This is a genomic window from Rhodopseudomonas sp., assembly GCF_048594845.1.
Classification (GTDB): Bacteria; Pseudomonadota; Alphaproteobacteria; order Rhizobiales; family Xanthobacteraceae; genus Rhodopseudomonas.
The window spans coordinates 1-22,366 of sequence record NZ_JBMDXE010000161.1 but is presented as its reverse complement, the minus strand read 5'-3'; the positions used below and the strand labels follow the sequence as shown (position 1 = coordinate 22,366).

The window sequence follows — 22,366 nt, the reverse complement described above, 5'->3', positions numbered from 1 at the left end:
AACTAACCGTCGCCCGGAACGATCACCGTCGGCTTGGTCATCTCGACCACGTCTTTGGCCTGATCGGTCAGGACTCGGAACTGGGTCTGTAGAAATTCGGTCTGGATCCGGACCACGTCCTGGAAGTCCTTGGCGTGCAGCAATTGCTGGGAGAAGTCGAACGTCGCTTCGACGTTGCGCTCGACGTAGCTCTTCAGGGCATTGGCCTGACTACTGTTCCCGACCGGCGTCACCGACAGGCTCTTTTCGATGAACTGCAGGTAGTTGGTCATCGCGCCGCGCGCCTGCTCGAGGTTTTTCGACATCATGTTGAGAATGACGTCGGACGATTTGGTATCTGCCATCGCGGTTTCCTCCAGTCTCGGGCGCATTGCATATTGATGTCCAAATCGCCCGCGCCGTCCAGCGGCAGCGGGGGCGATCTGCAAAGATGGCTAATCAGCACGCCGGATCGGCCGGCAGCCGTTAGTTGAAGCGGGCCCGGTCGAGCTGATCGGTCGCCTTCTGGGCGCGGTAGATCTCGCTGATATACCAGGCCAGCACGATCAACGTGGCGATCCGCACCACCGACACCGGCAGCATCAGGCTGAACGCGACGATCAGCAGCGCGACCGCCGCCGCCTTCAGCACCTTCAGCCGGTCGTCGAAGATCGGCAGAAACCAGACCTTGTTTTCCTCCGCCCAGAACGGCGGCTTGACCCGATGCAGGCCGTAGCGCGCCCAGGTGTCCTTGAAACCCAGCTCATAGGCCCACACCAGATACAGCGTGACCCAGAACGACAGGAAGGCGACGACGACGGACATCGGCCCGGCAGCGAAGCCGATCACGATCAGCACTGCGAGCGCGAGTGCGACGAACCATTTTTGCATCGGTTTGACCCTTGATACTGCAGAGGGCTCCGCCGCCGGATGTCCGGCTGCGCAGCCCCCGTTGAAACGTGCCGGCGCGCTTATTTGCGAGCGCAGGACACCACGATAGAGGTCGAAGACGGGCCGCAGCTTGCCGTGATCTGCCCGTTCTCCACCACAAGACTTTCGCTGAACTTGGCGCCGGTGGAGCCGACGCAGATCGCCGAAATCAGCGCCTCGTCGGCCTCGCAAGTGGTCGGGCACCCATTCGCCGAGCACGACGACGATGTCACGGTGCGGAATGCGGGCGGCGGCGGCGGCGCGGCCACCGGCGTCGCCGCGACGGCAGGCTCGATCAGCACGGCACGCGTGCCGCTGCGTTCGTTGACCGCAAGTGCAGCAACAAGGGCGACGGAGCAGAGCAAGATCATCGACGAGGAACGCATACTACCTCCATACCAGTTGGGTTTGCACGATATCGGTCTTACGAAAGCATCGTAGCAACACGGGAAAAATTCAACAGGCACAAGTTCAGTCAGACTAAATGCCGGACAAACGACGAGAGAACGCGCCGCGCGAGTTCATCGCAGAGCGTTGCATGAACAGCGGATGGCCAAGCCCTCAGCGCGAGCGATACCAACGCTTATCAGGCTGGAGACGCGGTGGATTTCGCCGCAGCGCGGGATGAACCCGAGACAGCCTGAGTCAAACTAGCAATCGCAGACGAGGTCGGCAGACTTGAATGTCTCGAGACGTAGAGTCGTCAGTTAGTTGACTGGATTTCGTCCGGAATCTTCCGGACAACAGGTAGTTCGACCGATACATGATCCAGCTCGGTTGCGCGGACCACCCCTTGATGATTCGCCGCCGGCCAAACCGGATCGCTGATCAACGCCCAGCGTGGACAGCGCACGACGCTTGTCATGCGACCGACAGCTTGGCAGGTCTAAGCATGCCAACTCTCGGCCGCCGGACGGTTCCACTGCGTCCCGACGGACGCGGGGCTTGCGGGACGTTCGGCTCCCGCCTCGACTGGATATTTCGATGAACAATGTTCTGCTTCTCAAGCTGCACCGATGGATCACCTTCGTGTTCGCGTTGCCGCTGATCGTCCTGATCCTCACCGGGCTGATCCTGTCGGCCGAGCCGATCATCCAGAGCCGCGGGCTGCCCGCCGGCATGCTGGATGCCGACCGCCTCTCGGCGCTGCTGCAGCGCTTCGACCCCGCCGGCCAGGCGCGCGGACTGAGCATCAACGCCAGCGGCCAACAGATGCGGCTGCTCGGCGTCAACGCGCCGCCGATCGATCTCGCCAGCGGCGAGGCGGCCGCCGCGCCCGACCGGCTCGGCGATCTGTTGATGTGGGCGCGGCGCACCCACGAACATCTGCTCGGCTACGACTGGCTGGTGATCGGGTCGACCATCGCGAGGGTGGTGATCATGGGCATCGGCATCCTGATGGGCCTGCCGCGGCTGCGCAACAGCCTCGCCGGCTGGCACAAGGGCGCGGCGTGGTTCACGCTGCCGCTGCTCTTGCTCAGCCCGATCACTGGGCTGCTCATGGCCTTCGGCTGGACGCTCGCCGCGCCACCGCCCCCGCCGCTGCGTCCTTCCCTGCCGCTTGCGGAAGCCGTACGCGTCCTCGCCCAGGAGCACGACGTGCCGCATCTGGCGATGCTGGCGCAGCGTGGCCAGCGCATGATGGCGCGGATCTACGAGGACGGCGAACTGCGCTTCTACTCGTTCACGCCCAGCGGCTTGACGCCGATGCCGCGCAACTGGCCTCGCCTGCTGCACGAAGGCAACTGGTCGGCGCTGATCTCAGGGCCGCTTAATGTCATCGTGTCCGTGGTGCTGGCCGGCCTGCTGACCACCGGCCTGTTGCTATGGGCGCGCCGCAAGCTGCGCCGGCGGCCGGTGCGCCCAACCAGTGCGCCGTCCGCGACCGGCACCGCCTGAGGCGGCGTTAACGAGGAGTTAATTGGAGGCGACGAGTTCGCGCGGCGCGGTGAACGGATCGTTCCGGGCTTCCAGCGTTAGGTTCCGGAACGTCCACCGCCGCGAGCGCGCCATGTCCAGCATCTCGTCGATCGCCGTGTCCGGCCTCAACGCCGCGACCCGACGTCTGGAAGTCTCGGCCAGCAACGTCGCCAACCAGCAGTCGACCGGCGCGCTGCCGGGCGCGAATGGCGCCGTGCCGACGGGCGCACCCCAAGCCTACAAGCCGCTTCAAGTGAACCAGACCGCAGTCCCGGGCGGCGGCACACAGACGACCGTCACCACAAGCTCCTCCGGCACCGTCCCGGTCTCCGATCCGCAGGCGCCGTTCGCCAATGCGGACGGTATGGTGGCAGCGCCGAACGTCGACCTGGCGCAGGAGCTGATCGGCCAGATGGTCGCCAAATACAGCTACACGGCCAATCTGGCGACGCTGAAGGCCGATAACGCCATGACCAAGTCGCTGCTCGACGCAACGGTTTGAAGACCGCACGCGTGAGGTTGAATGCGCGGCCCTGATGCGGTTCACGTTGGGGGCGGCGCCTCAGCGATCGTCTTTGCGACGAACCAAATCCTCGATCATGGCTTGGACATGGACCAACCAGGCTTGCCGCCGCTCCTGATCGCCGAGGTCGATCTGCATGTAGTTCGATAGCGTGTAGAGATTGGAGCGATAGAAATAAGTGAGCGAGAGGATCGAGAGGTAGACGAACGTTCGGTCGCAATTCGGCTGAAAGGCGCCCTGCTCGATGCCGCTGTTCAAGATCTGCTCGAGCAGACGAAACTGGCTGTTGGCGAACACGTCGCGAATCTTGTTCTTGACGTGACGTCCCTTGAACAGATTTTCCGAGGCCAAGATGCTGAGCAGTTCTGGGTTCTGCCAATAATAGGCCCAGTTGAATGCGACCAGCGCGGCGAGCGCTTCGCGTGGTCGGGTCATGTCAAGGTCGAGCGCCTCCTCGCTCGCGACGAGTTGCGCGTAGCAGTGCTCGATCACGTGGTGAAACAGCTTCTCCTTGCTGGTGAAGTAGTAATAGAGCATGCGGTCGTTGCTCTTGGCCGCCTTGCTGATGCGGTCGACCCGCGCGCCGCCATAGCCTTCCCGCGCGAATTCGGCGACGGCGGCACGCAGCAGCGCATCCCGAGTCTGATCAGGCCGTCGCGACCGGCGGCGCGGGGCCGCCGTTTTGCTGCGCCCCGCTGCAGCCTTTCGTCGAGGAGCGGCGAGCTCTCGCGCCACCACGTCCGTATCGCTCGCCATCCACCCTCACCTCAGCTGCGCCCGAAACCCGCGCCGCAGCATAGGTTTGCCCGTTTCTTTGGCAAGCCCTGCGAATTCTTAGACGTTGACAATACCTCCAACACGCACTCTGCTCTGTAGTAAGCACTACATACATATCTGCGTAATGGCGGAGGGTCGGCGATGGGCATGCGCTTTGCGGGAAGGCTGGTCTTGTTTGCGGCGGCGATCATGGCCGTCGCGGGTGCTGCCGATGCAGACGATCGGCCGCCGATCAGGATCGGCGACGTTTCAAGCTATTCCGCGCTGCCAATCGGCGCTCGGGGTTATCGGCAGGGCTGGGAACTTGCGCGTGATCAGATCAACGATCGGGGCGGGGTGCTCGGCCGCAAAATCGAGATCATCGCCCGCGACGATGCGGGCAAGCCCGACGCGGCCATCACGCAGGCGGCCCAGCTCGTCGATGCAGAGCACGTCGATCTGCTCACCGGCACCATCCTCTCCAATGTCGGACTGGCGGTTTCCGATTTCGCCAAGCGGCGGAAGATCTTCTTTCTGGCGTCCCAGCCATTGACTGACGCGCTGATCTGGGAAAAGCGCAGCCGCTACACCTTCCGGCTGCGACCGTCGACCTATACCCAGACCGCCATCCTGGCCCAGGAGGCCGCCAAGCTACCCGCGCGGCGCTGGACGACGATCGCCCCGAACTACGAATTCGGCCAGGCGGCGGTCGCTAACTTCAAGCAGGAACTGCGGCGTCTCCGTCCCGATGTGGAGTTCGTTTCCGAGCAATGGCCGCCCCTCGGCAAGCTCGACGCGGGTTCCGTCGTGCAAGCGATGACGGCCGGCAATCCCGAGGCGATCTTCAACGCCACGTTCGGCTCCGATCTCGTCCGACTGGTGCGGGAAGGAACGACCCGGAATGCATTCGCGAACCGGACAGTCGTCAGCCTGTTGACCGGGGAGCCCGAATATCTGGCGCCGCTGAAGGACGAGGCTCCCGCGGGATGGATCGTCACCGGCTATCCGTGGAGCGAGATCGCGACGCCGGAGCACCGGGCCTTCGTCGAGGCGTATCGGGCGCGGTTCAAGGACAGCCCGAACATCGGTGCGCTGATCGGTTACATCAATACTCTGGTACTCGCCAAGGCGATCGAAGCCGCGGGGTCGACCGACACCGAAGCTCTCATCGCCGCGATGGAGCATGTGAAAATCGACTCGCCGTGCGGCCCGGTTTCGTTCCGTGCCGTGGATCACCAGTCCACGCTGGGAATCTATATCGGCAAGCTGGCCGTCAAGGATGGCCAGGGCGTGATGACCGACTGGCGCTACGTCGATGGCGCCTTGCATCAACCGAGCGACGCCGACGTGCTGGCCAAGATCAAAGACGAATAGCCAGCATCCCCATGACCATGCCGCACGCCTTGAAAGAGCCCGCCATGAAGCTGATCGCCCCTCGCAACCAATGGTACCCGCTGACGTGGTCGCGTGACGTGACGCGGACGCTGGGCTGCCACCGCATCCTCGGCATCGATCTCGTGGTCTATCGCAGCGAGGCCGGCGAGCCGATTGCGCTGGACGACGTCTGTCCGCACCGGCTGGCGCCGTTGTCGATCGGCAAGCTCAAGGGTGACGCCATCGAATGCGGCTATCACGGCATGACGTTCGGGCGCGACGGCCGCTGCATCCGGATTCCCGGTCAGCCGATCATCCCGGCCAACGCGCGTGTGCCGTCCTATCCGCTGCACGAGAAGATGGGCCTGGTCTGGATATGGCCCGGTGACCCGGCGTTGGCCGATCCCGCACAGATCTACGACCTGCCGCAATACGGCCAGCCCAATTGGCACGCCGCGCATGGCGACGCGCTGCAGATCGGCACCAACTACCTCAACCTCGCCGACAATCTGTGCGACCCTGCCCATGTCAGTTTCGTGCATCTGTCGACGCTCGGCAACGCGGCGAGCGAAGAGATCCCGGTCGAGCACACAGTCAACGACCGCGGCGTGCTGGTCTGGCGCTGGATCAAGGATGCGGCGCCAATCCCAATCTTCGCCAAATACGGCAACTTCGCTGGCAATGTCGATCGCTGGCACTACTACGATTATCTCGCTCCCAGCATCGCGGTGATCGATTTCGGCAGCGCGGACGCGGGGGCGATCGCCGACCCGGAACAGCGCGACGCCGGGATGCGGATCTTCGCGTGCCATTTCATCACCCCGGTCGACGACCATCACTGCATCGACCATTGGCTGCATGTGCGAAATTTCGCCCTCGAAGACGCCGATGTCGATCAGCGCCTGCACGACGACTTCCGGATCGCGTTCAATGAGGACAAGGACATCCTCGAGCGCATCGAACAGGCCGATCAGGCGCGGCCAGGCTTCAAACGCATCCGCCTCGGCATCGACGTCGCACCGCAACGCATGCGCCGGATCGTCGAGCGGATGGTGGACGCAGAAGCCGAACCGCGGGTCGCTGTTCCGGCGGAGTAACTCTGCTCCGTTCGGCAGCGGCGGAGTTCAGCTCTTCGGCGCAAAATCCGGAATGCCGAGCTCGTCCTTGCGGTGGCAGGCGACGTAGTGCTCGGGGCCGGTGGCGTCGAGGAACGGCAGGTCGGCGCGGCAGCGGTCGATCACGAACGGGCAGCGGCCGGCGAAGCGGCAGCCGGGCGGCGGATCGACCGGTGACGGCGGCTCGCCTTTCACCAGGTACTTCGCCTTGAGTTCGTCGCGGAGCGGACCGGGCGGCACCGCGGCCGACACCAGCGACCATGTGTAGGGATGGCGCGGCGCGGTGAACAGCGTCGAGGCCGGCGCCTGTTCCACCACCTTGCCGAGATACATCACGGCGATCTCGTCGCAGAACTGCTGAATGACACCGAGATCGTGCGAGATGAAGATGTAGGTCAGGCCGCGCTCGCGCTGCAGCTTCTTCAACAGATTGAGGATCTGCGCCTGGATTGCGACGTCGAGTGCCGACACCGCCTCGTCGCAGACGATCAGCTCCGGCTCCGGCGCCAGCGCACGCGCGATGCACAGCCGCTGCCGTTGTCCACCCGAGAACTGGTGCGGGAACAGGTCGGCGGCTTCGGGCGGCAAGCCGACTTCGGCGAGCAGCTGCTTGACGCGCGCGTCACGCTCACCGCGGGTGCCGATGTTCAATAGATCGAGCGGCTCGCGGATCTGGTCGCCGGCGCGGCGGCGCGGATCGAGCGCTGAGAACGGGTCCTGAAACACGATCTGCACGTGCCGGCGCACCTGGCGCAGCGGCTCGCCGGTGAGCGGCATGATGTCTTCGCCGCGAAACACGATCTGGCCGGAGGTCGACGGCACCAGCCGCATGATCGCCTGTGCGGTGGTCGACTTGCCGGATCCGCTCTCGCCGACGATGCCAAAGGTGGTGCCGCGCTTGACGCGGAAACTCACCCCATCGACCGCGTGGACGAAGGACGGTTTGCCCCACGGCTTCTTCTTGCCGGCGCGGAAATGCACCACGAGGTCATTGACGTCGAGCAGGATCGGATCGCCGTCCGGCGGATTGGGGCGCGGATGCATCATGCGGCGATCTCCTCGGCGCGCCAGCACGACACGGTGTGGCCCGGCGCGATGGCGCCGAGCGGCGGCTGCGGACGCGAGCGGCATACGTCGCGGGCATTGGCGCAGCGCGCCAGAAAGGCGCAGTCCGGCCCGCGATTGCCGAGCGACGGCACCATGCCTGGGATCTCGCCGAGATCGACCCAATGGTCAGGCTTGGCGACACCGACCGCAAGATGCGGCACGCAGCCGAGCAGCCCGCGCGTATAAGGATGGCGCGGCGCCGCCGCGAGTTCGTGCGACGGGCCGGTCTCGATGCAACGGCCGGCGTACAGCACGGCGATGTCGTCAGCGAGTTCGGCGACCGCGCCGAGATCGTGGGTGATCAGCACGATCGCGGTCTCGGTCTCGTCCTGCAGCTTGGCCAAGAGATCGAAGATCTGCGCCTGCACGGTTACGTCGAGCGCGGTGGTCGGCTCGTCGGCAATCAGCAGCTTCGGCTTGCAGGCCAGCGCCCTCGCGAGCATCACCCGCTGCCGCAGGCCGCCGGACAGCTGGTGCGGAGAGGCCGTGGCGCGCTGCTCGGCGGCCGGGATCTGCACCGCCTTGAGAAACTGCACCGCCTGCTCGGTCGCATCCTTGCGGCTCATGCGGCGGTGATAATACAGCACCTCGGCGATCTGATCGCCGACGGTGTAGAGCGGGTTGAGCGCCGTCATCGGCTCCTGGAACACCATTGACACCGCGTCGCCGCGCAACGCGCGCATCCGTTTGCTCCGCGCCGTCAGCAAATCCTCGCCTTCGAGCAGGATGCGGCCGCCGGTGACGACGAAACCTTCCGGCAGCAGCCGCATGATCGCCAGCGCCGTCATGCTCTTGCCGCAGCCACTCTCGCCGACCAGCGCGATCGTCTTGCCCTTGTCGATGGTGAACGACAGATTCTCCAGCACCGGCACCAGATCGCCGCGGCGATCGGTCATGCTGACGCTGAGCTTGTCGACTTCGAGCACCGGCGCCATCATCACCTCCGTCGCAGCCGCGGATTGACCGCATCGTTGACACCGTCGCCCACCAGGCTGATCGCCAGCACCGACAGGAAGATCGCGGCGCCGGGGAACGTCACCGCCCACCAGGCGTCGAGCACGTAGTTGCGGTTCTGGCCGATCATCAGACCCCAGCTCATGGTGTTGGGATCGCCGAGGCCGAGGAAGCTCAGGCCACCTTCGAACAGGATGGCGACGCCGATCGCCAGCGTCGCCGACACGATGATCGGCGGCAGCGCGTTGGGCAGCACCACTCGCAGGATCAGATGCAGATTGCCGGCGCCGGCGGCGCGCGACGCTTTGATAAAGTCTAGGTCGCGCAGCCGCATGAATTCGGCGCGCGTCAGCCGCGCCGCCGAGGTCCAGCTCACCGCTCCGATCGCCAGCGTGATCGTGGTCAGCTTCGGCCCGAACAGCGTCACCAGCACCATCGCGAACAGCAGCGGCGGCAGCACCTGGAAGAATTCGGCGATCTTGACCAGCAGGCTGTCGATCCAGCCGCCGAAGAAACCTGCCAGCGCACCGACCGTGACGCCGATCGCGATGGTGATCAGCGCCGCCACCGCGCCGACCGTCAGCGTCGCGCGGCCGCCATGCACCAGACCGGCCAGCACGTCGCGGCCGAGATAATCGGTGCCGAGCCAGGCATCGGCCGACGGCGGCGTGAACGGCAGGCCGACGATCTCCAGCGGATCAATCGTGTAGAGCCACGGCCCGGCCAGCGTCATCGCTACCAGCAGGATCAGCAGCACCGCGCCGGCGACGCCGGACGGGCTCTTCATGAACTGTCGGAACGCCGCCCGAGCAGGCGACACCGCGGGCGTGGCGGGGAGCGCAACCGGCACGACGGGCGTGGGCGGAGTCGCGATCAGGGTGTGGTCGAGCGTGCTCATCGGGCTCCCGCGCGGATCCGTGGATCGATCAGGCGGTACACCAGATCGGTGATGATGTTGGCGGCGATGACCATCACGGCCGAGAAGAACAGCACCGCCATCAGGGTCGGATAGTCGCGGCGCAGAATCGAGTCGAACACCAGCCGGCCCATACCGGGCCAGCTGAACACCGTCTCGACCAGCACGGCGCCGGCGAACAGGTTGCCGAACTGCAGACCGACCACGGTAACGATCGGGATCAGCGCGTTGCGCAGCGCGTGCTTGAAGATCACCACCCCTTCGGGCAGACCTTTGGCGCGCGCGGTGCGGACATAGTCGGCCGACAGCACATCGATCATGTTGACGCGCGCCAGCCGCGAATACTGCGCCAGGAACACCAGTGCCAGCGTCAGCGACGGCAGCACCAGATGGGTCAGCACGTCGAACACATAGGCGACGCCGCTCTTCGGGTTGACCACGTCGGCCATGCCGCTGACCGGCAGCACCGGCCACACCGAGCCGAACAGCAGCAGCAGCATCAAGCCGGTCCAGAACACCGGCGCCGCATAGCCGGCCAGCGACAGCACGGTGACGCCATGGCTGAGCAGACCGTTCGGTCGCCGCGCGCTGATCACGCCGAGCAGCGTCCCGATCATCACCGCTGCGAACAGCGACGACAGTGCGAGATAGAGCGAGGCCGGCAGGCGCTGGGCGATCAGGCCCAGCACCGGCTGGTTGAAGTAGTAGGAGAAACCGAAGTCACCGTGCAGCACCTTGCCGAGATAGGTGAACAGCTGCGTCAGCAGGCTCTGGTCGAGTCCGTACTTGGCGCGCAGCTCGGCGATCACCTCGGCCGACGCCCCACCCATCTCGCCGGCGATCACCTGCACGGGATCGCCCGGTGCGAGATGGATCAGGCAGAAATTCAGCACCAGCACCGCGAGCAGCAGCGCCGCGGCGTTAGCGAGTTTTCCGAACAGATGGGTGAGAAGCGTCATGGCTGATTTCGTGCTAGGATCAGGTCTTCGGCGGGGTCACCCAGTGGATCTCATCGAGCGGCGAGACGACGCCCCAGATCGTCGTCGGCAGCCCTCCGAGGCCCTTGGCGAACGCATTGTGGAACGGCACCGCGTTGATGAAGAAGATCGGCACCTCGTCGACGACGATCTTCTGGAACTCCGAATACAGCGCCTTGCGCTTCTCCGGCGAGGTTTCGACCGCGGCCTTGCCGAGGATCTCGTCGACCTTGGGATTGGAGTACTGCTGGGTATTGGACCAGATGATGCCCTTGCGGATGTTCGACGTCAGATAGGTGCGGTCGACACCGATCACCGGATCGGCCCAGTTGTAGACCGAGTCCATCGTCAGATCGAAATCGAAGTTGGAGACCCGCTGCGCCCAGGTCGGGAAGTCGGGCGCGGCGCGGACTTCGAGATTGAGGCCGACGCGCTTCAGCGCCGAGCGCATATATTCGGCGACGTTGCGCTGCTGTTCGTCGTTACCCGGCAGATAGTCGATGGTCAGCGTAGCGCGGGTGCCGCTGCCGTCCGGCTTCAGCCCGGCTTCGTCGAGCAGCTTGTTGGCCTTGGCGATGTCGAACTTGTAGAGTTCGACGTTCTTCTCTTCGAGCGGCGAGCCGGGTGCGATCGGGCTGATCGACGGCATCGCCTTGCCACCCATCAGCTTGCTGACGATGAAGTCGCGGTTCGCCGCGTAGGCGATCGCCTTGCGGACGCGGACGTCGTCGAGCGGCTTCTTTTTGGTGTTGAAGGCCAGCCAGTTCAATGCACCGAGGCCGGCAAAGCCCTTGTCGGTGACGACAATGTTCTTCGCCTTTTCGAGCCGATCGATATCGCGCACGCCGGTGACGAATGGCACCGCATGGACCTCGCCGCGCTCGGTCGAAACCATCAGGGCGTTCGGGTCCGAAATCAGCCGCACCACGATCTTGTCGAGCTTGGGCCGGCCGGGAATGAAGAACTTGTCGAACTTCTCGAGCGTGTAGTAATCGCCCTGTTTGTACTCGGTGAGCTTGTAGGGACCGGAGCCGACCGGCTTGAGATTGGCCGGATGCGTCTTGACGTCCTGGCCGTCGCCATAGACGTGCTTGGGCAGGATCGGCATCAGCGCCGGCGACATCGCCAGCAGCAGCGCCGGATGCGGATGCGCCAGCTTCACGATCGCGGTCTTCGGATCGGGCGTCTCGACGCTGTCGACGGCCGCCAGCATGGTCTTGAACGGGTGGTTGGCCTTGATGGTCATGATCGAGAACGCGACGTCCTCGGACGTGACAGGCTTGCCGTCGTGGAACACCGCGTCGTCGACCAGCTTCAGCGTGATCGACAGCCCGTCCGGCGCGACTTCCCACGACTTGGCGAGATACGGCTGCGGCTTCCAGTTTTCGTCGAAGCGAAGCGGGCTGGCGAAGATCTGCGTGCTCGGCAGCGCGGTGGCGATGCCGGACTGCACCGCGCCGTTGAAGTGCCGTGGCACCTGGGTCGACCCGATCACCAGCGTGCCGCCGCTGCCGGCCGACTGCGCGCGCGTTTCGAACGGCAGGCCCATCAGGGCGGCGCCGCCGAGAGCTCCGATAACAAAGGACCGCTTCGTCAACATCATCGATTTGAACTCCGCCATGAAGGTTCGAGATTGGTAGCGATCGATGCGCAAGCGCTACGCACCGACGAAACGAGACTGCGCGACGCGCTGCTCACGCCGCGACTCCAACGACAAGCGCTCGGTCGAGGATCGCGTCGAGCACTGCAGGCTCCGGCAGGTCGGCGGTGCCGACCCCGACCAGCACGATGCCGTCCGCGTCGCCTGGCGGATCGGCCGGCACCAGCGACCATACACCCTCGACCATCTGAAACACCTGCGGCGACGTCTCGCCGTCGAGGCGACACGAGCCCTTGAGCCGCAGCAGTTCCGGCGGCAGCGCCGCCACCGCACCGGCGATGCGGGTGCGATCGAACGCGCCGTCGCGACGATACGCGAAGCTGCGAAAGGTGGCGCCGTGGTCCGATGCCGCCGGTGAATCGGCGCGGAAAGCCGAGGCATTCGCCGGCGCATCGAGCGAAGCGAGCGTCGGCAAAGAACCGGGCGCGGTGTCGATGATGCGCACACCAGGGCGAAGCGCCAGCACCGCTGCACGAGCGGCGGCACACGCGGCGGCATCGACCAGATCGGTCTTGTTCAGCAGCACGACGTCGCAGCGCTCGAACTGGCCACGCACCGTGGCCCCGACGCGCGCATCGTCGATCAGCGCCGCGATCCGGCTGGCATCGGCCAGCACGATCACGCGATCGAGCCGCAACGTCGGCTCGATCAGCGCGATCTCGGCGATCTTCCACGGATCGCCGACGCCCGAGGCCTCGATCACGATGCGCTCGAACGGCACCTCGGCATCGAGCACTTGGCACATCGTCTCGATGAAGCTGGTGCCGATGCTGCAGCAGATGCAGCCATTAGTCAGCGTCATGGTGGTGCCGTCGTGGCCCTGGATCAGGCTCGCGTCGACATTGATCTCGCCGAAATCATTGACCAGCACTGCGGTGCGCGGCCCGCCGCCGGCGAGCAGATGGTTGACGAACGTGGTCTTGCCAGCGCCGAGGAAGCCGCCGATCACCGTGACTGGAATGGTCGCGGTCGCTTTCCTCATGCGCGGGGCGCCTCCCGAACGACGCCGCCGACCACGGTACCCCAGATCGCCACGTCCTTGAGCTTCTCCGGCGCAACGCTCAGCGGATCGTCTTCCAGCACGGCGAAGTCGGCGTACTTGCCGGTTTCGATGCTGCCAACCAGATGATCCATCTTCAGCGTATAGGCGGCGTCGACCGTGATGGCGGCGAGCGCCTGCTCCACTGTCAGCTCCTCGGTGTCGCGGCCGAGCACACGGCCGCCGGAGGTGACGCGATTGACCGCGCACCAGGCGGTGAACAGCGGCGCCAACGGCGTCACCGGCGCATCCGAATGGATCGCGAACGGCACGCCGATGCGGCGCGCGGTGCCGGTGGCATCGATCCGCGACGCGCGCTCCGGCCCCATGGTGAGTTCGTAATGCGCATCGCCCCAGTAGTAGATGTGGTTGGCGAACAGATTGGCGCAGACGCCGAGCGCTTTCATGCGGCGGAACTGCGCCGCATCGGCCATCTGGCAATGCTGCAGCGTGTGGCGGTGATCCGGCCGCGGCGCCGCGATCTGCGCCGCTTCGATCGCGTCGAGCGCCGCTTCGGTCGCCTCGTCGCCATTGGTATGGATGTGGAGCTGAGCGCCGGCACGGTGATACTTGTCGACCAGCCGCGGCAGTTCCTCGGGCGCGATGTACCACAGGCCGTTGGCGGCGCCGTTGTGATAGCCGGGCCAACGCAGCCGCGCGGTAAAGCCCTGGATCGAGCCGTCGACCACCAGCTTGACGATGCCGTAGTGCAGCTTGGGGCCGGCGTGCGCGCGCAGCGTTTCGAGCTTGGCGATCGCCTGCTCGGGCGTATGCGACACCGCCGCGAGTGCCGGCACCAGACGGACGCCGAAATCGTCCTGGCTGGCGACGCTGCGATACACCTCGATGGTCGGATCGTTGAGGTCGTTGTGCAGGTCGGTGATGGTGGTGACGCCCTGCACGCAGGACGACGCCGCGTAGCGCCGCACGTCCGCCTCGGTGATGTTGCCGGCCATCGGGTTGCCGCCGAGCGCGCGGAACAGCCGCATCCGTGCGGGGATTCCTTGCAGTTCACCGCTGGCGAGGCCATCGGCGCCGGCGACCACGCCCGAGATGTCGGTCGCGCGTAGCAGATCAGCGAGTTCGAGCGTCGCGGTATTGACGTTGTTGATATGGAACGAGGCGTGCACCACCAGCACCGGCCGCTTGGTCGAGACGCGATCGAGATCCTGCCGCGTCAGCATCTTGCCGCCGATATGCAGCGGGTCGAAGCCCCACGCATACAGCGGCGTGGAATCGTCGGGCATCGCCGCTTCGGCTTGCTGCAACCGCGAAACGATCGACTCGATGTCGGGAACGCCGGCGACCACTTTGCCCTCGGGCGAGCGCCGATCGAACGCGCCGACATAAGGCTGTTTCCACATCAGGCCTTCCATGATGTGGGCATGGCCCTCGACGAAGCCCGGCATCAGCACCTTGTCGGCGAAGCGATCGTCGAGCCGCGCACCGTTCGCGCACAACTCATCGGCCGATCCCGTCGCGACGATCCGCCCATCACGCACTGCAACATGCGTCGCGAACGGACGCATCGGATTCATGGTGATGATCTTGCGGGCCGAGTAAACGACGGTGTCCTGAGTCACGCTGCTGAGCCTTTCGAACTTGCAGTTGCAAGCGTGAAGCGATCGACCGACACGCACTAGCGCCAGATGCCCCGGACGAATGGAGCCAGCACCTATCCGCCCAGCGCCGGGCTCGATGGCAGACTTCTTGCTTCTTACTCGCAAACCGACATACTTGGATTCCGTGCCGATGGGATCCGCCCGCGTTGAGTAGGTTATATCGTCTTGGGAAAGCTCGCACAGCTCAGTTACCCGGAAGCGCCGCGGACTGAAGCGCTCGATCCTTCGGCAAATGCCGCATCCTTAGGCAACAGCGATGCGCTGTTCTGGGGCTCATTGTTCCGCGGGATGGATCGCGGCGGCTCTTTCCTGCAATTGCAGATACGCCAGATCATCGTCACCGCGATCGAGGACGGCCGGCTGCCGCTTGGCATGCGGATGCCCTCCAGCCGCGATCTCGCCGGTGTGCTGAAGGTCTCGCGCAACACCGTGGTGATCGCCTACGAGCAACTGGTCGACCAGAACTTCCTGGTGTCGCGGCAGCGCAGCGGTTACTTCGTCGCTGGCCTGTCGAAGAAGATCGCCACCGGCGCCGAAAAGCCGACCGAGGCCGCCAGCCGCGACGATGCGCATTGGGCCACGCGCTACGCGGTCCAGCCGTCGGCGCACCGCAACATCGTGAAACCCGCCGACTGGCAGGCGCATCCCTACCCGTTCATTTTTGGACAATTCGACCCCAGCCTGTTCCCCACTAATGACTGGCGGGAATCGGCGCGCGCGGCGCTGAGCGTTCCGGAGATCAACAACTGGGCCCGCGACCTGATCGATGGCGACGATCCGGCGCTGATCGAGCAGTTGCAGCTGCAGGTTCTGCCGCGCCGCGGCATTCATGCGCGCTCCGACGAAATCATGATGACGATCGGCGCCCAGCACGCGCTGTATCTGATCGCGACGCTGTTCATCAACAATCGCACCCGTGTCGGCATGGAGGAGCCCGGCTATCCGGACGCCCGCAATATCTTCCGAATGCTGACACCGGACGTGCTGCCACTGCGCTCGGACGCGCAGGGCCTGCTGCCGGACGAAACCTTTCAGAGCTGCGCGCTCGCCTACGTCACCGCCAGCCATCAATGCCCGACCGCGACGGTGATGCCGATGCAGCGGCGGCTTGAACTGCTGAAAGCCGCCGAGGCCGGCGATGTCGTGCTGGTCGAGGACGATTACGAAGGCGAGCTGATGGCGGAGTCGTCGACGCTTCCGCCGCTCAAGAGTCTCGATCACGCCAGCAACGTGCTCTACGTCGGTAGCCTGTCCAAGGCGCTCGCTCCAGGACTACGGCTCGGCTACGTCGTGGCGCCGGCGCCGGTGATCCGCGAATTGCGCGCGCTGCGCCGGCTGATGCTGCGGCATCCGCCGCTCAACAACCAGCGCGTCGCCGCGCTGTTCATCGGCCTTGGGCATTATCGCTCGCATCTGCAGCAGGTCGGCCGCGTGCTGCTGGAGCGCGCCAAGCTGCTCGACCGCCTTCTTCCCAAATATCTGCCGGATTGTACGTTCTCGCGCGGCCCCGGCAGCACCAACTACTGGATCGCCTGCCCGCCCGGCACGGATGCCACCGCGCTGGCGCAGGCCGCGCTGGCGCAGGGCGTGGTGATCGAGCCGGGCGCGGTGTTCTCGATGGACGAGACTGCGAGCCGGCATTGCTTCCGGCTCGGCTTCTCGTCGATCCGCACCGACCGGATCGAAGTCGGCATCCAGCGCCTCGGCGACGTCATCGCCCAGCATCTGAAGGCGTAGCGGCCGCCGCTACGCGCCCAGCACCTCGCCGAACCGCACCCAGGCCTTGCCGTCCCATTTCTGCAGTTGCACCTGGGTCAGCGGCCGATAGTCCGTCGGGCTGGTATTAACGCGGATGCCGGGCAGCAGCGTCGGCAGCTCGACGTCCTTCAGATTGGTCGCCTGCGCCATGATGTTTTCGCGCGTGCAATTGGCGCCGCACTGCGTCAGCACCTTCACCAGCGCCGACGCCACCGTGTAGGCGTACAGATTGTAGAAGTCGTCCTTGTTGCCTTCCGGGAAGTAGTTCTGCATGAAGGCGAGGAAATCCTTGATGCCCTGGTCGTCCGTCCAGGCCGGATCGGAAACGTCTTTCAGATAGGCCGACGAGATTACGCCGACCGCGTTTTCGGGACCGGCAGGGCCGATCGTGCCCGCGTAGGACGACGAGCCGCCGGTGATGTAGTGGCGGACCTGCCAGCGCGTCTCCGCCACCTTGCGGATCGCCTGCGCGGTGAACTTCGCCGTCGTGCCGGAAATCAGCGCATCGGGCGCAGCGGCGCGGAGTTGCAGGATCTGGGAATCGATCGTCGGGTCCGACGTCTCGTGCGAGATCGTGACGAGCTGACGCGCCTCGCGCTCACCCAGCACATCCTTGGCGCCGAGGACGAAGTCCTTGCCGAAATCGTCGTTCTGATACAGCACCGCGAACTTCGCGTCGGGCTTCTCCGCCAGCATGTGCTTGACGAAGATCGCCGCCTCGGTGCGTGCACTCGGCGCGAAGCCGATGCTCCACGGATGCGCCTTGTAGTCGCTCCATTTGTCGCCATTCACCGACAGGAACAGATGCGGGATCCTCTTGGCGTTGGCGTATTTGACGATCGCCGAATTGGTCGCGGTGCCGAGATTGCTGAACAGCAGCGCCACCTCGTCGCTCTCGACCAGCTTGCGGGTCTGCTCCACCGTCTTGGCGGGGTTGAAGGCGTCGTCGTAATAGATGAAGTCGATCTTGCGCCCGGCGATGCCGCCACGATCGTTGATCATCTTGAAATACGCGGCTTGGCAGCGCGCCTGCACCCCATAGGCCGAAACTGGCCCGCTCTGCGGCGAGGTGCTGCCGATGCGGATGCTGGTCGGCGTGATGCCGGTGGTGTCGGCGGCCTGCGCTTTCATCGAGGTCGCTACCAGCATGGTGGTGGCGGTGCCGAGCAGAAAGCGGCGGCGGTCCATGGCGGTCATTGCGTTTCCCCTTTGTTGTTATGTTTCGAATTCCTGGTCGGGCCGCACCAGCACCTTGATCAGTGACTTCTCGGCGCGCAGCCGGTCGAAGATTTCGGGAAGCTCGCTCAGCGACACGACACGTGAAATCATCGCGGCGGCGGTCGCAGCATGCTCCGCGAGATAACGACTGACGTGATGGAAGTCGGCCATCGTGTAGCCGAGCACGAATTTCAGCGTCGCTTCCTTGCGGATCGCGGCGCGCGGCAGCACCCGGTCTTCGGTCATGCAGACGCCGACGATCACCGCCCGGCCGCGCAGCGCCATGACGTCGATGGTCTGCTGCAGGAAGCCGGGCGCACCGACGCATTCGAACACGATACCCGGCGCGCCGATGCCGAGCCGGCCGAGCGCGGCCGGCAGATCTTCGGCAATCGGATCAATCGCCGCGACGGCGCCGACCGCGAGCGCGCAGGCCCGGCGGTTCGCATCCGGCTCGCTGACCACCACCCGCGCAGCCCCGGCGTCGATCGCCATCAGCACGACACCGAGCCCGATCGGCCCGCCGCCGATCACCAGCACGTCGGCGCCCTGCATCGGTCCGCAGACATCCACCGCATGGCGCGCCACCGCCAACGGCTCCATCAACGCGCCGTCGCGCAGGCTCACATTGTCGGGCAAGCGGATCGCCTGCCCGGCGCGGATCCGCACGTAGTCCGCATAGGCGCCCGGCAGATCGGGGCGAAACCCCATGAAGCCGCCGCTGGCGCAGGCCGCATCGCCGCCGCTGCGGCACGAGCCACCGGCTGCGCAGGCGTGGCACAGCCAATACGGGTTGGCCGCGACGCGAGTGCCGACCGGCCAGTCGGGCGCGGTCGACTGCACGATTTCGCCGGTGAACTCGTGTCCCATCACGGTGCCGGGTTTCAGCACGCCCGGCGTCTCGGCCGCGTGCAGATCCGAGCCGCAAATGCCGGTGAACGCCACCTTGAGCAGCAGTTCGTTGTCGCCCAGCGCCGGCGCGGCGACGTCACGCACGACGAGCCGCTCGCCGGTCTTTTCGAACACCGCCGCCTTCATGAGGTCATCTCCGCGTTGATGGTGCCGGTCATGCCTGCGGGCGGATCGGGATGTTCTCGTAGTAGGGAATCATGATCTCGCGCTTCTCGTCGCTGATCGTGCCGAGCGCCGCGACGGTGACCGGATGCACGATGTCGGGATCGATCATGATCTCGATGCAGGACGGCTGGCCGGACGCATAGGCCCGGGCGATCGCTGGCTCGATCTCGTCGAATTCCGTGACGCGCTCGGCGTGGCATCCGAACGCCGCCGCGACGCTGGCGTAGTTGGTGCCGCGCAGCTCGCTGATCGCGCTGTAATTGGCGCCGTACATGATCTGCTGACCGTGGATCGACATGCCCCAGATCTCGTTGTTGAGCACGATGGTGCAGATCGGCAGACGATGCCGGCTCATCGTGTCGAACTCCTGGATATGAAAGCCCATCGCGCCGTCGCCGGTGATCTGCATCACCCGCTTGTCCGAATCGACGACCTGAGCGCCGATCGACTGGCCGGGGCCGGTGCCGAGGCAGCCGAGATAGCCGACGCCCTGGACGTGGCCGGGTTGATTGGTACGCAGATGGAAGGCGGCCCAGCTCGCCGCCTCGCCGCCGTCGAGCACGATCGCGGCGTCCGCCCCCGCCGCCCGCACCGCGGCTTCCGCGGCCCAGAACGGATGAATGCCTTTCGGCCCCTGCTTGTTCGGAAACATGCCGCGCATCTTGGCCGGCGCCTTGGTCACCGCCTCGATCCAGGCCGGACGTTGCGGCCAGGTTTCGGCCGCGGCGGCGGTCCGCAGCGTGGTCAGCGCGGCGCCCACATCGGCAACGATCGGCAGTTCGACATGACGAAGCCGGCCAAGCTCAGCGGCATCGCTGTGCACCTGAATCAGCTTCGCATCGTCGGGAAAGAACGCAGTGCTGCGACCGGCAAGGCGAAAGCCGAACCGCGTGCCGAGCAGCAGCGCAGCATCCGGGCGCTGCGCCGACAGCAGCGCCAGATTGCCGACCACCTGACCGTTGAGCGGATGGCTGCTCGGAAACACGCCCATGCCGCGGGTGTTCGACACCACCGGAATCTGTGTGGCCTCGGCCAGCGCGACGAGATCGTCGCGGCAGTCCGAATAGCGCGCTTCGCCGCCGACCACGATCACCGGCCGCTCGCTCGCCTTCAGGATCGCGATGGCGGACTTGATCTCGTCGGGATGCGGCGCCGGGCGGGGATTGATAGTGAGCCCGTACGCCGGACGGACGTCGTCCTTGTGGGCGCGCATGTGCAGCACGTCGATCGGCACATCGAGCAGCACGGCGCCGCGGCGACCGGTGGTCGCCTTGCGGATCGCCAGCGCGGTGAGGTCCGGGATGCGTTCGGTATTGGTGATGCGATGCGCGTACTTTACCATCGGTAGCGTGACGGCAATCTGATCGACGCCGCCTTGCAGCGCATTGGTCTCGGCCTCGCGCAGCGGCGGCGAGCCGACGATGAACAGCGTCGGGATGCTGTCGAGCTGCGCGTTGAGAATCGCGGTGACGCCGTTGGTGAAGCCGGGCCCGGCGGTGATCACGCAGACGCCGAGCTTGCCGGTGGCGCGCGCATAGCCGTCGGCGGCGTGGCCGGCCGAGGATTCGTGGCGGAAATCGACAAGCCGGATGTCGTTGGCGATGCAGCCACGATAGAAGGATTCGAGGTGACCGCCGTGCAGCGCGAATACGGTGTCGACGCCGGCGTCACGAAGCGTGCGGGCGAGCAGTTCGCCGCCCTCGAGCCAGTCGACGGCAGGTGAAGTCGCTGCGGACATGGGTGTTTCCTTTTGTTGTCGGTCTGCGCGAAGGGTCGGCTCAGGGCGCGGGCGCCAGGTGCCCGAGGAAATTCGGCTGCCCGGTTCGGGCCGTCAGCCCGCCATCGACCGCTAAGGCGACGCCGGTGACGTAGGAGGCATCGTCGGACGCCAGGAACGCGATCGCGCCGGCGATTTCCTCCGGCGAACCGGGACGGCCGAGCGGGATCAAGCGGTCGTACTCCGCCATCACCGCGGCGTTGTCTCGCAGCTTCAGCGACAGCGGCGTCGCGATCAGGCCCGGGCACACCGCGTTCACGCGGAGACCGTCGCGGCTGTAGTCGAGCGCCATGTTGCGGGTGAGATTGATAACCGCGCCCTTCGCGGCGTTGTAGGCCGCGAAGCCGTAGTCACCGAACAGGCCGGAGATCGAGGCGGTGTTGACGATGTTGCCGCGCGTCTGGAGCAGATGCGGGATCGCGGCGCGGCTGGCATGAAAAATCGAGTCGACGCAGATGCGAAACACGCGGTGCCAGGCCTCCGGTGTCACCTCGGTGATGCGGCCGAACGCGCCCATTCCGGCGTTGTTGATCAGGATATCGAGCCGGCCCTGCTCGCGCACCGCGGCGTCGATCAGCGCCGAGACCTGCTCCGGCACGGTGACGTCGGCCACCATCGTCGAGACGCGAGCACCGACGTCGGCCAATACTTTGGCCTGTCGGGCCAGACCGTCCTGATCGATATCCGAGACATAGACATACGCGCCTTCGCGCGCGAGGCGGGCGGCCGTGGCCGCGCCAATGCCCGATGCTGCTGCCGTGACGACAGCGACCTTGCCGTTGAAACGCATGGTGATGCGTCCTCCCGAAGTCCGCGCCGCTTGGCGGCTGCGGTGTGACGTTGACCGTCACTTTTGGTATAACGCGTTATATCGATCTCGAACGCGCACCGTCAAGCTGCTATCGGGGTCGGATCGCCGCAGGCGATTTCGCGAATACAGGACGAGCGACTACAACAGTCTGCTCAGGTCACGGACACAGGACTGCCCCATTGCCCCCACGCGAGCAGGCCCGCGAAGAACTCCGGCAGAAGATCATCGCAGGCGCGCGCGCGTTGTTGTCCGAAACCGAATCGGCGGAGTTCTCGATGCGGGCGCTGGCCGCCCGCGCCGACGTCGCACATATGACGCCCTACAACGTGTTCGGCTCTAAGCAGGCCGTGCTGCTTGCTGTGCTGGACGCCGACATGGCCGACTTCACCCGCGCGGTGCAGGAGCGCGACGTCGCCGATCCGCTGGCCGAACTCTACGAAGTCGTCGGCCTGTGCGCCGAGTTCTGGTTTTCCGACCCGGTGTTCTACAAGACGCTGTATCGCGAGCTGCTCGACCTCAAGGGCGCGCCGCATCAGGCGCTGGCGACGCCGCTGCGCGACGGTTTCTGGCGGCGTCTGACGCATGCCCTGGCGGAGCACGGCTATCTGCAGGCTTTCGTTGCCGAGGAGCCGCTGGCGATGAACCTGCGCCGCATCGCCCTGCAGGCGATCAGCGTCTGGATCTCCCGCGATCTGTCGAAACCCGAGGTCGAGGCGGAGCTCGGCTACAGCACGTCGCTGGCCCTGCTCGGCGTCACCAATCCTGCGGCAGCCGACCGTGTGCGCGAGCGGTTGCTCGGCTACCAGAGCATCCTGATCGCAGCGGAAGAGAGCCGGAGCAAAGACAGACCCGG

The 22,366-nt window shown here is 65.6% G+C and carries 21 protein-coding genes; 6 read left to right on the top strand and 15 right to left on the bottom strand.

From position 1 onward, the window contains the following. Nucleotides 1-2: 2 nt before the first annotated feature. The 3 genes from ACOJTD_RS10035 to ACOJTD_RS10025 all read right to left on the bottom strand — a co-directional run bounded on the left by ACOJTD_RS10035 (nt 3) and on the right by ACOJTD_RS10025 (nt 1,295). On the bottom strand, nt 3-344 hold the full coding sequence (locus ACOJTD_RS10035) for a phasin family protein (RefSeq protein WP_420132775.1): 342 nt from the start codon (nt 342-344) through the stop codon (nt 3-5). 121 nt (nt 345-465) lie between these two features. Next, nucleotides 466-870 (bottom strand): hypothetical protein, encoded by a 405-nt coding sequence (locus ACOJTD_RS10030; protein WP_420132774.1) that lies wholly within the window; start codon nt 868-870, stop codon nt 466-468. 80 nt (nt 871-950) lie between these two features. Continuing rightward, nucleotides 951-1,295, bottom strand: a complete 345-nt coding sequence (locus ACOJTD_RS10025; RefSeq protein ID WP_420132773.1) for a hypothetical protein — start codon at nt 1,293-1,295, stop codon at nt 951-953. 598 nt (nt 1,296-1,893) lie between these two features. On the opposite strand from ACOJTD_RS10025, the gene ACOJTD_RS10020 reads away from it, so the two are divergent. After that, nucleotides 1,894-2,808: a PepSY domain-containing protein gene (locus ACOJTD_RS10020; RefSeq protein ID WP_420132772.1), complete on the top strand. Its 915-nt coding sequence runs from the start codon at nt 1,894-1,896 to the stop codon at nt 2,806-2,808. Between the two features lie 112 nt (nt 2,809-2,920). After that, nucleotides 2,921-3,331 carry a flagellar basal body rod protein FlgC gene (locus tag ACOJTD_RS10015; protein ID WP_420132771.1) on the top strand — a complete coding sequence of 137 codons (411 nt, stop codon included), beginning with the start codon at nt 2,921-2,923 and terminating at the stop codon, nt 3,329-3,331. Nucleotides 3,332-3,391: 60 nt separating this feature from the next. Here ACOJTD_RS10015 and ACOJTD_RS10010 read toward each other — a convergent pair whose 3' ends face one another. Next, complete coding sequence (locus ACOJTD_RS10010) at nt 3,392-4,108, bottom strand: TetR family transcriptional regulator (RefSeq protein WP_420132770.1); 717 nt, start codon at nt 4,106-4,108, stop codon at nt 3,392-3,394. Between the two features lie 162 nt (nt 4,109-4,270). Between ACOJTD_RS10010 and ACOJTD_RS10005 the strand changes: the two genes are divergently transcribed. Together ACOJTD_RS10005 and ACOJTD_RS10000 are read left to right on the top strand one after the other, a co-directional pair. Continuing rightward, nucleotides 4,271-5,482 carry an ABC transporter substrate-binding protein gene (locus ACOJTD_RS10005; RefSeq protein ID WP_420132769.1) on the top strand — a complete coding sequence of 404 codons (1,212 nt, stop codon included), beginning with the start codon at nt 4,271-4,273 and terminating at the stop codon, nt 5,480-5,482. A gap of 44 nt (nt 5,483-5,526) precedes the next feature. Continuing rightward, complete coding sequence (locus ACOJTD_RS10000; RefSeq protein WP_420132768.1) at nt 5,527-6,579, top strand: Rieske 2Fe-2S domain-containing protein; 1,053 nt, start codon at nt 5,527-5,529, stop codon at nt 6,577-6,579. Between the two features lie 27 nt (nt 6,580-6,606). Here the strand turns inward: ACOJTD_RS10000 and ACOJTD_RS09995 are convergent, their stop codons facing one another. The 7 genes from ACOJTD_RS09995 to ACOJTD_RS09965 form a co-directional block, all read right to left on the bottom strand. After that, nucleotides 6,607-7,644 (bottom strand): ABC transporter ATP-binding protein, encoded by a 1,038-nt coding sequence (locus ACOJTD_RS09995; RefSeq protein ID WP_420132767.1) that lies wholly within the window; start codon nt 7,642-7,644, stop codon nt 6,607-6,609. Beyond that, the gene (locus tag ACOJTD_RS09990) at nt 7,641-8,639 is read right to left on the bottom strand and encodes an ABC transporter ATP-binding protein (RefSeq protein ID WP_420132766.1); all 999 of its coding nucleotides are present in this window, start codon (nt 8,637-8,639) and stop codon (nt 7,641-7,643) included. Before ACOJTD_RS09990 ends, ACOJTD_RS09995 begins: the two co-directional genes overlap by 4 nt. Before the next feature lie 2 nt (nt 8,640-8,641). Next, nucleotides 8,642-9,556 carry an ABC transporter permease gene (locus tag ACOJTD_RS09985; RefSeq protein WP_420132765.1) on the bottom strand — a complete coding sequence of 305 codons (915 nt, stop codon included), beginning with the start codon at nt 9,554-9,556 and terminating at the stop codon, nt 8,642-8,644. Continuing rightward, nucleotides 9,553-10,533, bottom strand: a complete 981-nt coding sequence (locus ACOJTD_RS09980) for an ABC transporter permease (protein WP_420132764.1) — start codon at nt 10,531-10,533, stop codon at nt 9,553-9,555. The genes ACOJTD_RS09985 and ACOJTD_RS09980 overlap by 4 nt, the downstream gene beginning before the upstream one ends. 19 nt (nt 10,534-10,552) lie before the next feature. Further along, nucleotides 10,553-12,154 (bottom strand): ABC transporter substrate-binding protein, encoded by a 1,602-nt coding sequence (locus ACOJTD_RS09975; RefSeq protein WP_420132763.1) that lies wholly within the window; start codon nt 12,152-12,154, stop codon nt 10,553-10,555. A 91-nt stretch (nt 12,155-12,245) separates the two neighbouring features. Continuing rightward, nucleotides 12,246-13,193 (bottom strand): CobW family GTP-binding protein, encoded by a 948-nt coding sequence (locus ACOJTD_RS09970; protein ID WP_420132762.1) that lies wholly within the window; start codon nt 13,191-13,193, stop codon nt 12,246-12,248. Continuing rightward, complete coding sequence (locus ACOJTD_RS09965; protein ID WP_420132761.1) at nt 13,190-14,833, bottom strand: amidohydrolase; 1,644 nt, start codon at nt 14,831-14,833, stop codon at nt 13,190-13,192. The genes ACOJTD_RS09970 and ACOJTD_RS09965 overlap by 4 nt, the downstream gene beginning before the upstream one ends. A 204-nt stretch (nt 14,834-15,037) precedes the next feature. Here ACOJTD_RS09965 and ACOJTD_RS09960 point away from each other — a divergent pair, with 204 nt between their 5' ends. Continuing rightward, nucleotides 15,038-16,609, top strand: coding sequence for a PLP-dependent aminotransferase family protein (locus ACOJTD_RS09960; RefSeq protein ID WP_420132760.1), 1,572 nt, complete (start codon nt 15,038-15,040; stop codon nt 16,607-16,609). A gap of 9 nt (nt 16,610-16,618) precedes the next feature. On the opposite strand, the gene ACOJTD_RS09955 is transcribed toward ACOJTD_RS09960, so the two are convergent. The 4 genes from ACOJTD_RS09955 to ACOJTD_RS09940 are packed head-to-tail and all read right to left on the bottom strand — an operon-like array spanning nt 16,619 to nt 21,492. Next, nucleotides 16,619-17,827, bottom strand: coding sequence for an ABC transporter substrate-binding protein (locus tag ACOJTD_RS09955; protein WP_420132759.1), 1,209 nt, complete (start codon nt 17,825-17,827; stop codon nt 16,619-16,621). 18 nt (nt 17,828-17,845) lie between these two features. Next, nucleotides 17,846-18,886 carry an alcohol dehydrogenase catalytic domain-containing protein gene (locus tag ACOJTD_RS09950; RefSeq protein ID WP_420132758.1) on the bottom strand — a complete coding sequence of 347 codons (1,041 nt, stop codon included), beginning with the start codon at nt 18,884-18,886 and terminating at the stop codon, nt 17,846-17,848. A 28-nt stretch (nt 18,887-18,914) separates the two neighbouring features. Then, nucleotides 18,915-20,663 carry a thiamine pyrophosphate-binding protein gene (locus ACOJTD_RS09945; RefSeq protein WP_420132757.1) on the bottom strand — a complete coding sequence of 583 codons (1,749 nt, stop codon included), beginning with the start codon at nt 20,661-20,663 and terminating at the stop codon, nt 18,915-18,917. Nucleotides 20,664-20,703: 40 nt separating this feature from the next. Beyond that, complete coding sequence (locus tag ACOJTD_RS09940; protein ID WP_420132756.1) at nt 20,704-21,492, bottom strand: SDR family NAD(P)-dependent oxidoreductase; 789 nt, start codon at nt 21,490-21,492, stop codon at nt 20,704-20,706. A 200-nt stretch (nt 21,493-21,692) separates the two neighbouring features. Between ACOJTD_RS09940 and ACOJTD_RS09935 the strand changes: the two genes are divergently transcribed. Continuing rightward, nucleotides 21,693-22,366, top strand: a 674-nt coding sequence (locus ACOJTD_RS09935; RefSeq protein WP_420132755.1) for a TetR/AcrR family transcriptional regulator, incomplete at its 3' end; no start/stop codon positions are given.

Coding starts and splice junctions, on each gene's coding strand:
- ACOJTD_RS10035 (WP_420132775.1), bottom strand. CDS start 344: ATGGCAGATACCAAATCGTCCGACGTCATTCTCAACATGATGTCGAAA.
- ACOJTD_RS10030 (WP_420132774.1), bottom strand. CDS start 870: ATGCAAAAATGGTTCGTCGCACTCGCGCTCGCAGTGCTGATCGTGATC.
- ACOJTD_RS10025 (WP_420132773.1), bottom strand. CDS start 1,295: ATGCGTTCCTCGTCGATGATCTTGCTCTGCTCCGTCGCCCTTGTTGCT.
- ACOJTD_RS10020 (WP_420132772.1), top strand. CDS start 1,894: ATGAACAATGTTCTGCTTCTCAAGCTGCACCGATGGATCACCTTCGTG.
- ACOJTD_RS10015 (WP_420132771.1), top strand. CDS start 2,921: ATGTCCAGCATCTCGTCGATCGCCGTGTCCGGCCTCAACGCCGCGACC.
- ACOJTD_RS10010 (WP_420132770.1), bottom strand. CDS start 4,108: ATGGCGAGCGATACGGACGTGGTGGCGCGAGAGCTCGCCGCTCCTCGA.
- ACOJTD_RS10005 (WP_420132769.1), top strand. CDS start 4,271: ATGGGCATGCGCTTTGCGGGAAGGCTGGTCTTGTTTGCGGCGGCGATC.
- ACOJTD_RS10000 (WP_420132768.1), top strand. CDS start 5,527: ATGAAGCTGATCGCCCCTCGCAACCAATGGTACCCGCTGACGTGGTCG.
- ACOJTD_RS09995 (WP_420132767.1), bottom strand. CDS start 7,644: ATGATGCATCCGCGCCCCAATCCGCCGGACGGCGATCCGATCCTGCTC.
- ACOJTD_RS09990 (WP_420132766.1), bottom strand. CDS start 8,639: ATGGCGCCGGTGCTCGAAGTCGACAAGCTCAGCGTCAGCATGACCGAT.
- ACOJTD_RS09985 (WP_420132765.1), bottom strand. CDS start 9,556: ATGAGCACGCTCGACCACACCCTGATCGCGACTCCGCCCACGCCCGTC.
- ACOJTD_RS09980 (WP_420132764.1), bottom strand. CDS start 10,533: ATGACGCTTCTCACCCATCTGTTCGGAAAACTCGCTAACGCCGCGGCG.
- ACOJTD_RS09975 (WP_420132763.1), bottom strand. CDS start 12,154: ATGATGTTGACGAAGCGGTCCTTTGTTATCGGAGCTCTCGGCGGCGCC.
- ACOJTD_RS09970 (WP_420132762.1), bottom strand. CDS start 13,193: ATGAGGAAAGCGACCGCGACCATTCCAGTCACGGTGATCGGCGGCTTC.
- ACOJTD_RS09955 (WP_420132759.1), bottom strand. CDS start 17,827: ATGACCGCCATGGACCGCCGCCGCTTTCTGCTCGGCACCGCCACCACC.
- ACOJTD_RS09950 (WP_420132758.1), bottom strand. CDS start 18,886: ATGAAGGCGGCGGTGTTCGAAAAGACCGGCGAGCGGCTCGTCGTGCGT.
- ACOJTD_RS09945 (WP_420132757.1), bottom strand. CDS start 20,663: ATGTCCGCAGCGACTTCACCTGCCGTCGACTGGCTCGAGGGCGGCGAA.
- ACOJTD_RS09940 (WP_420132756.1), bottom strand. CDS start 21,492: ATGCGTTTCAACGGCAAGGTCGCTGTCGTCACGGCAGCAGCATCGGGC.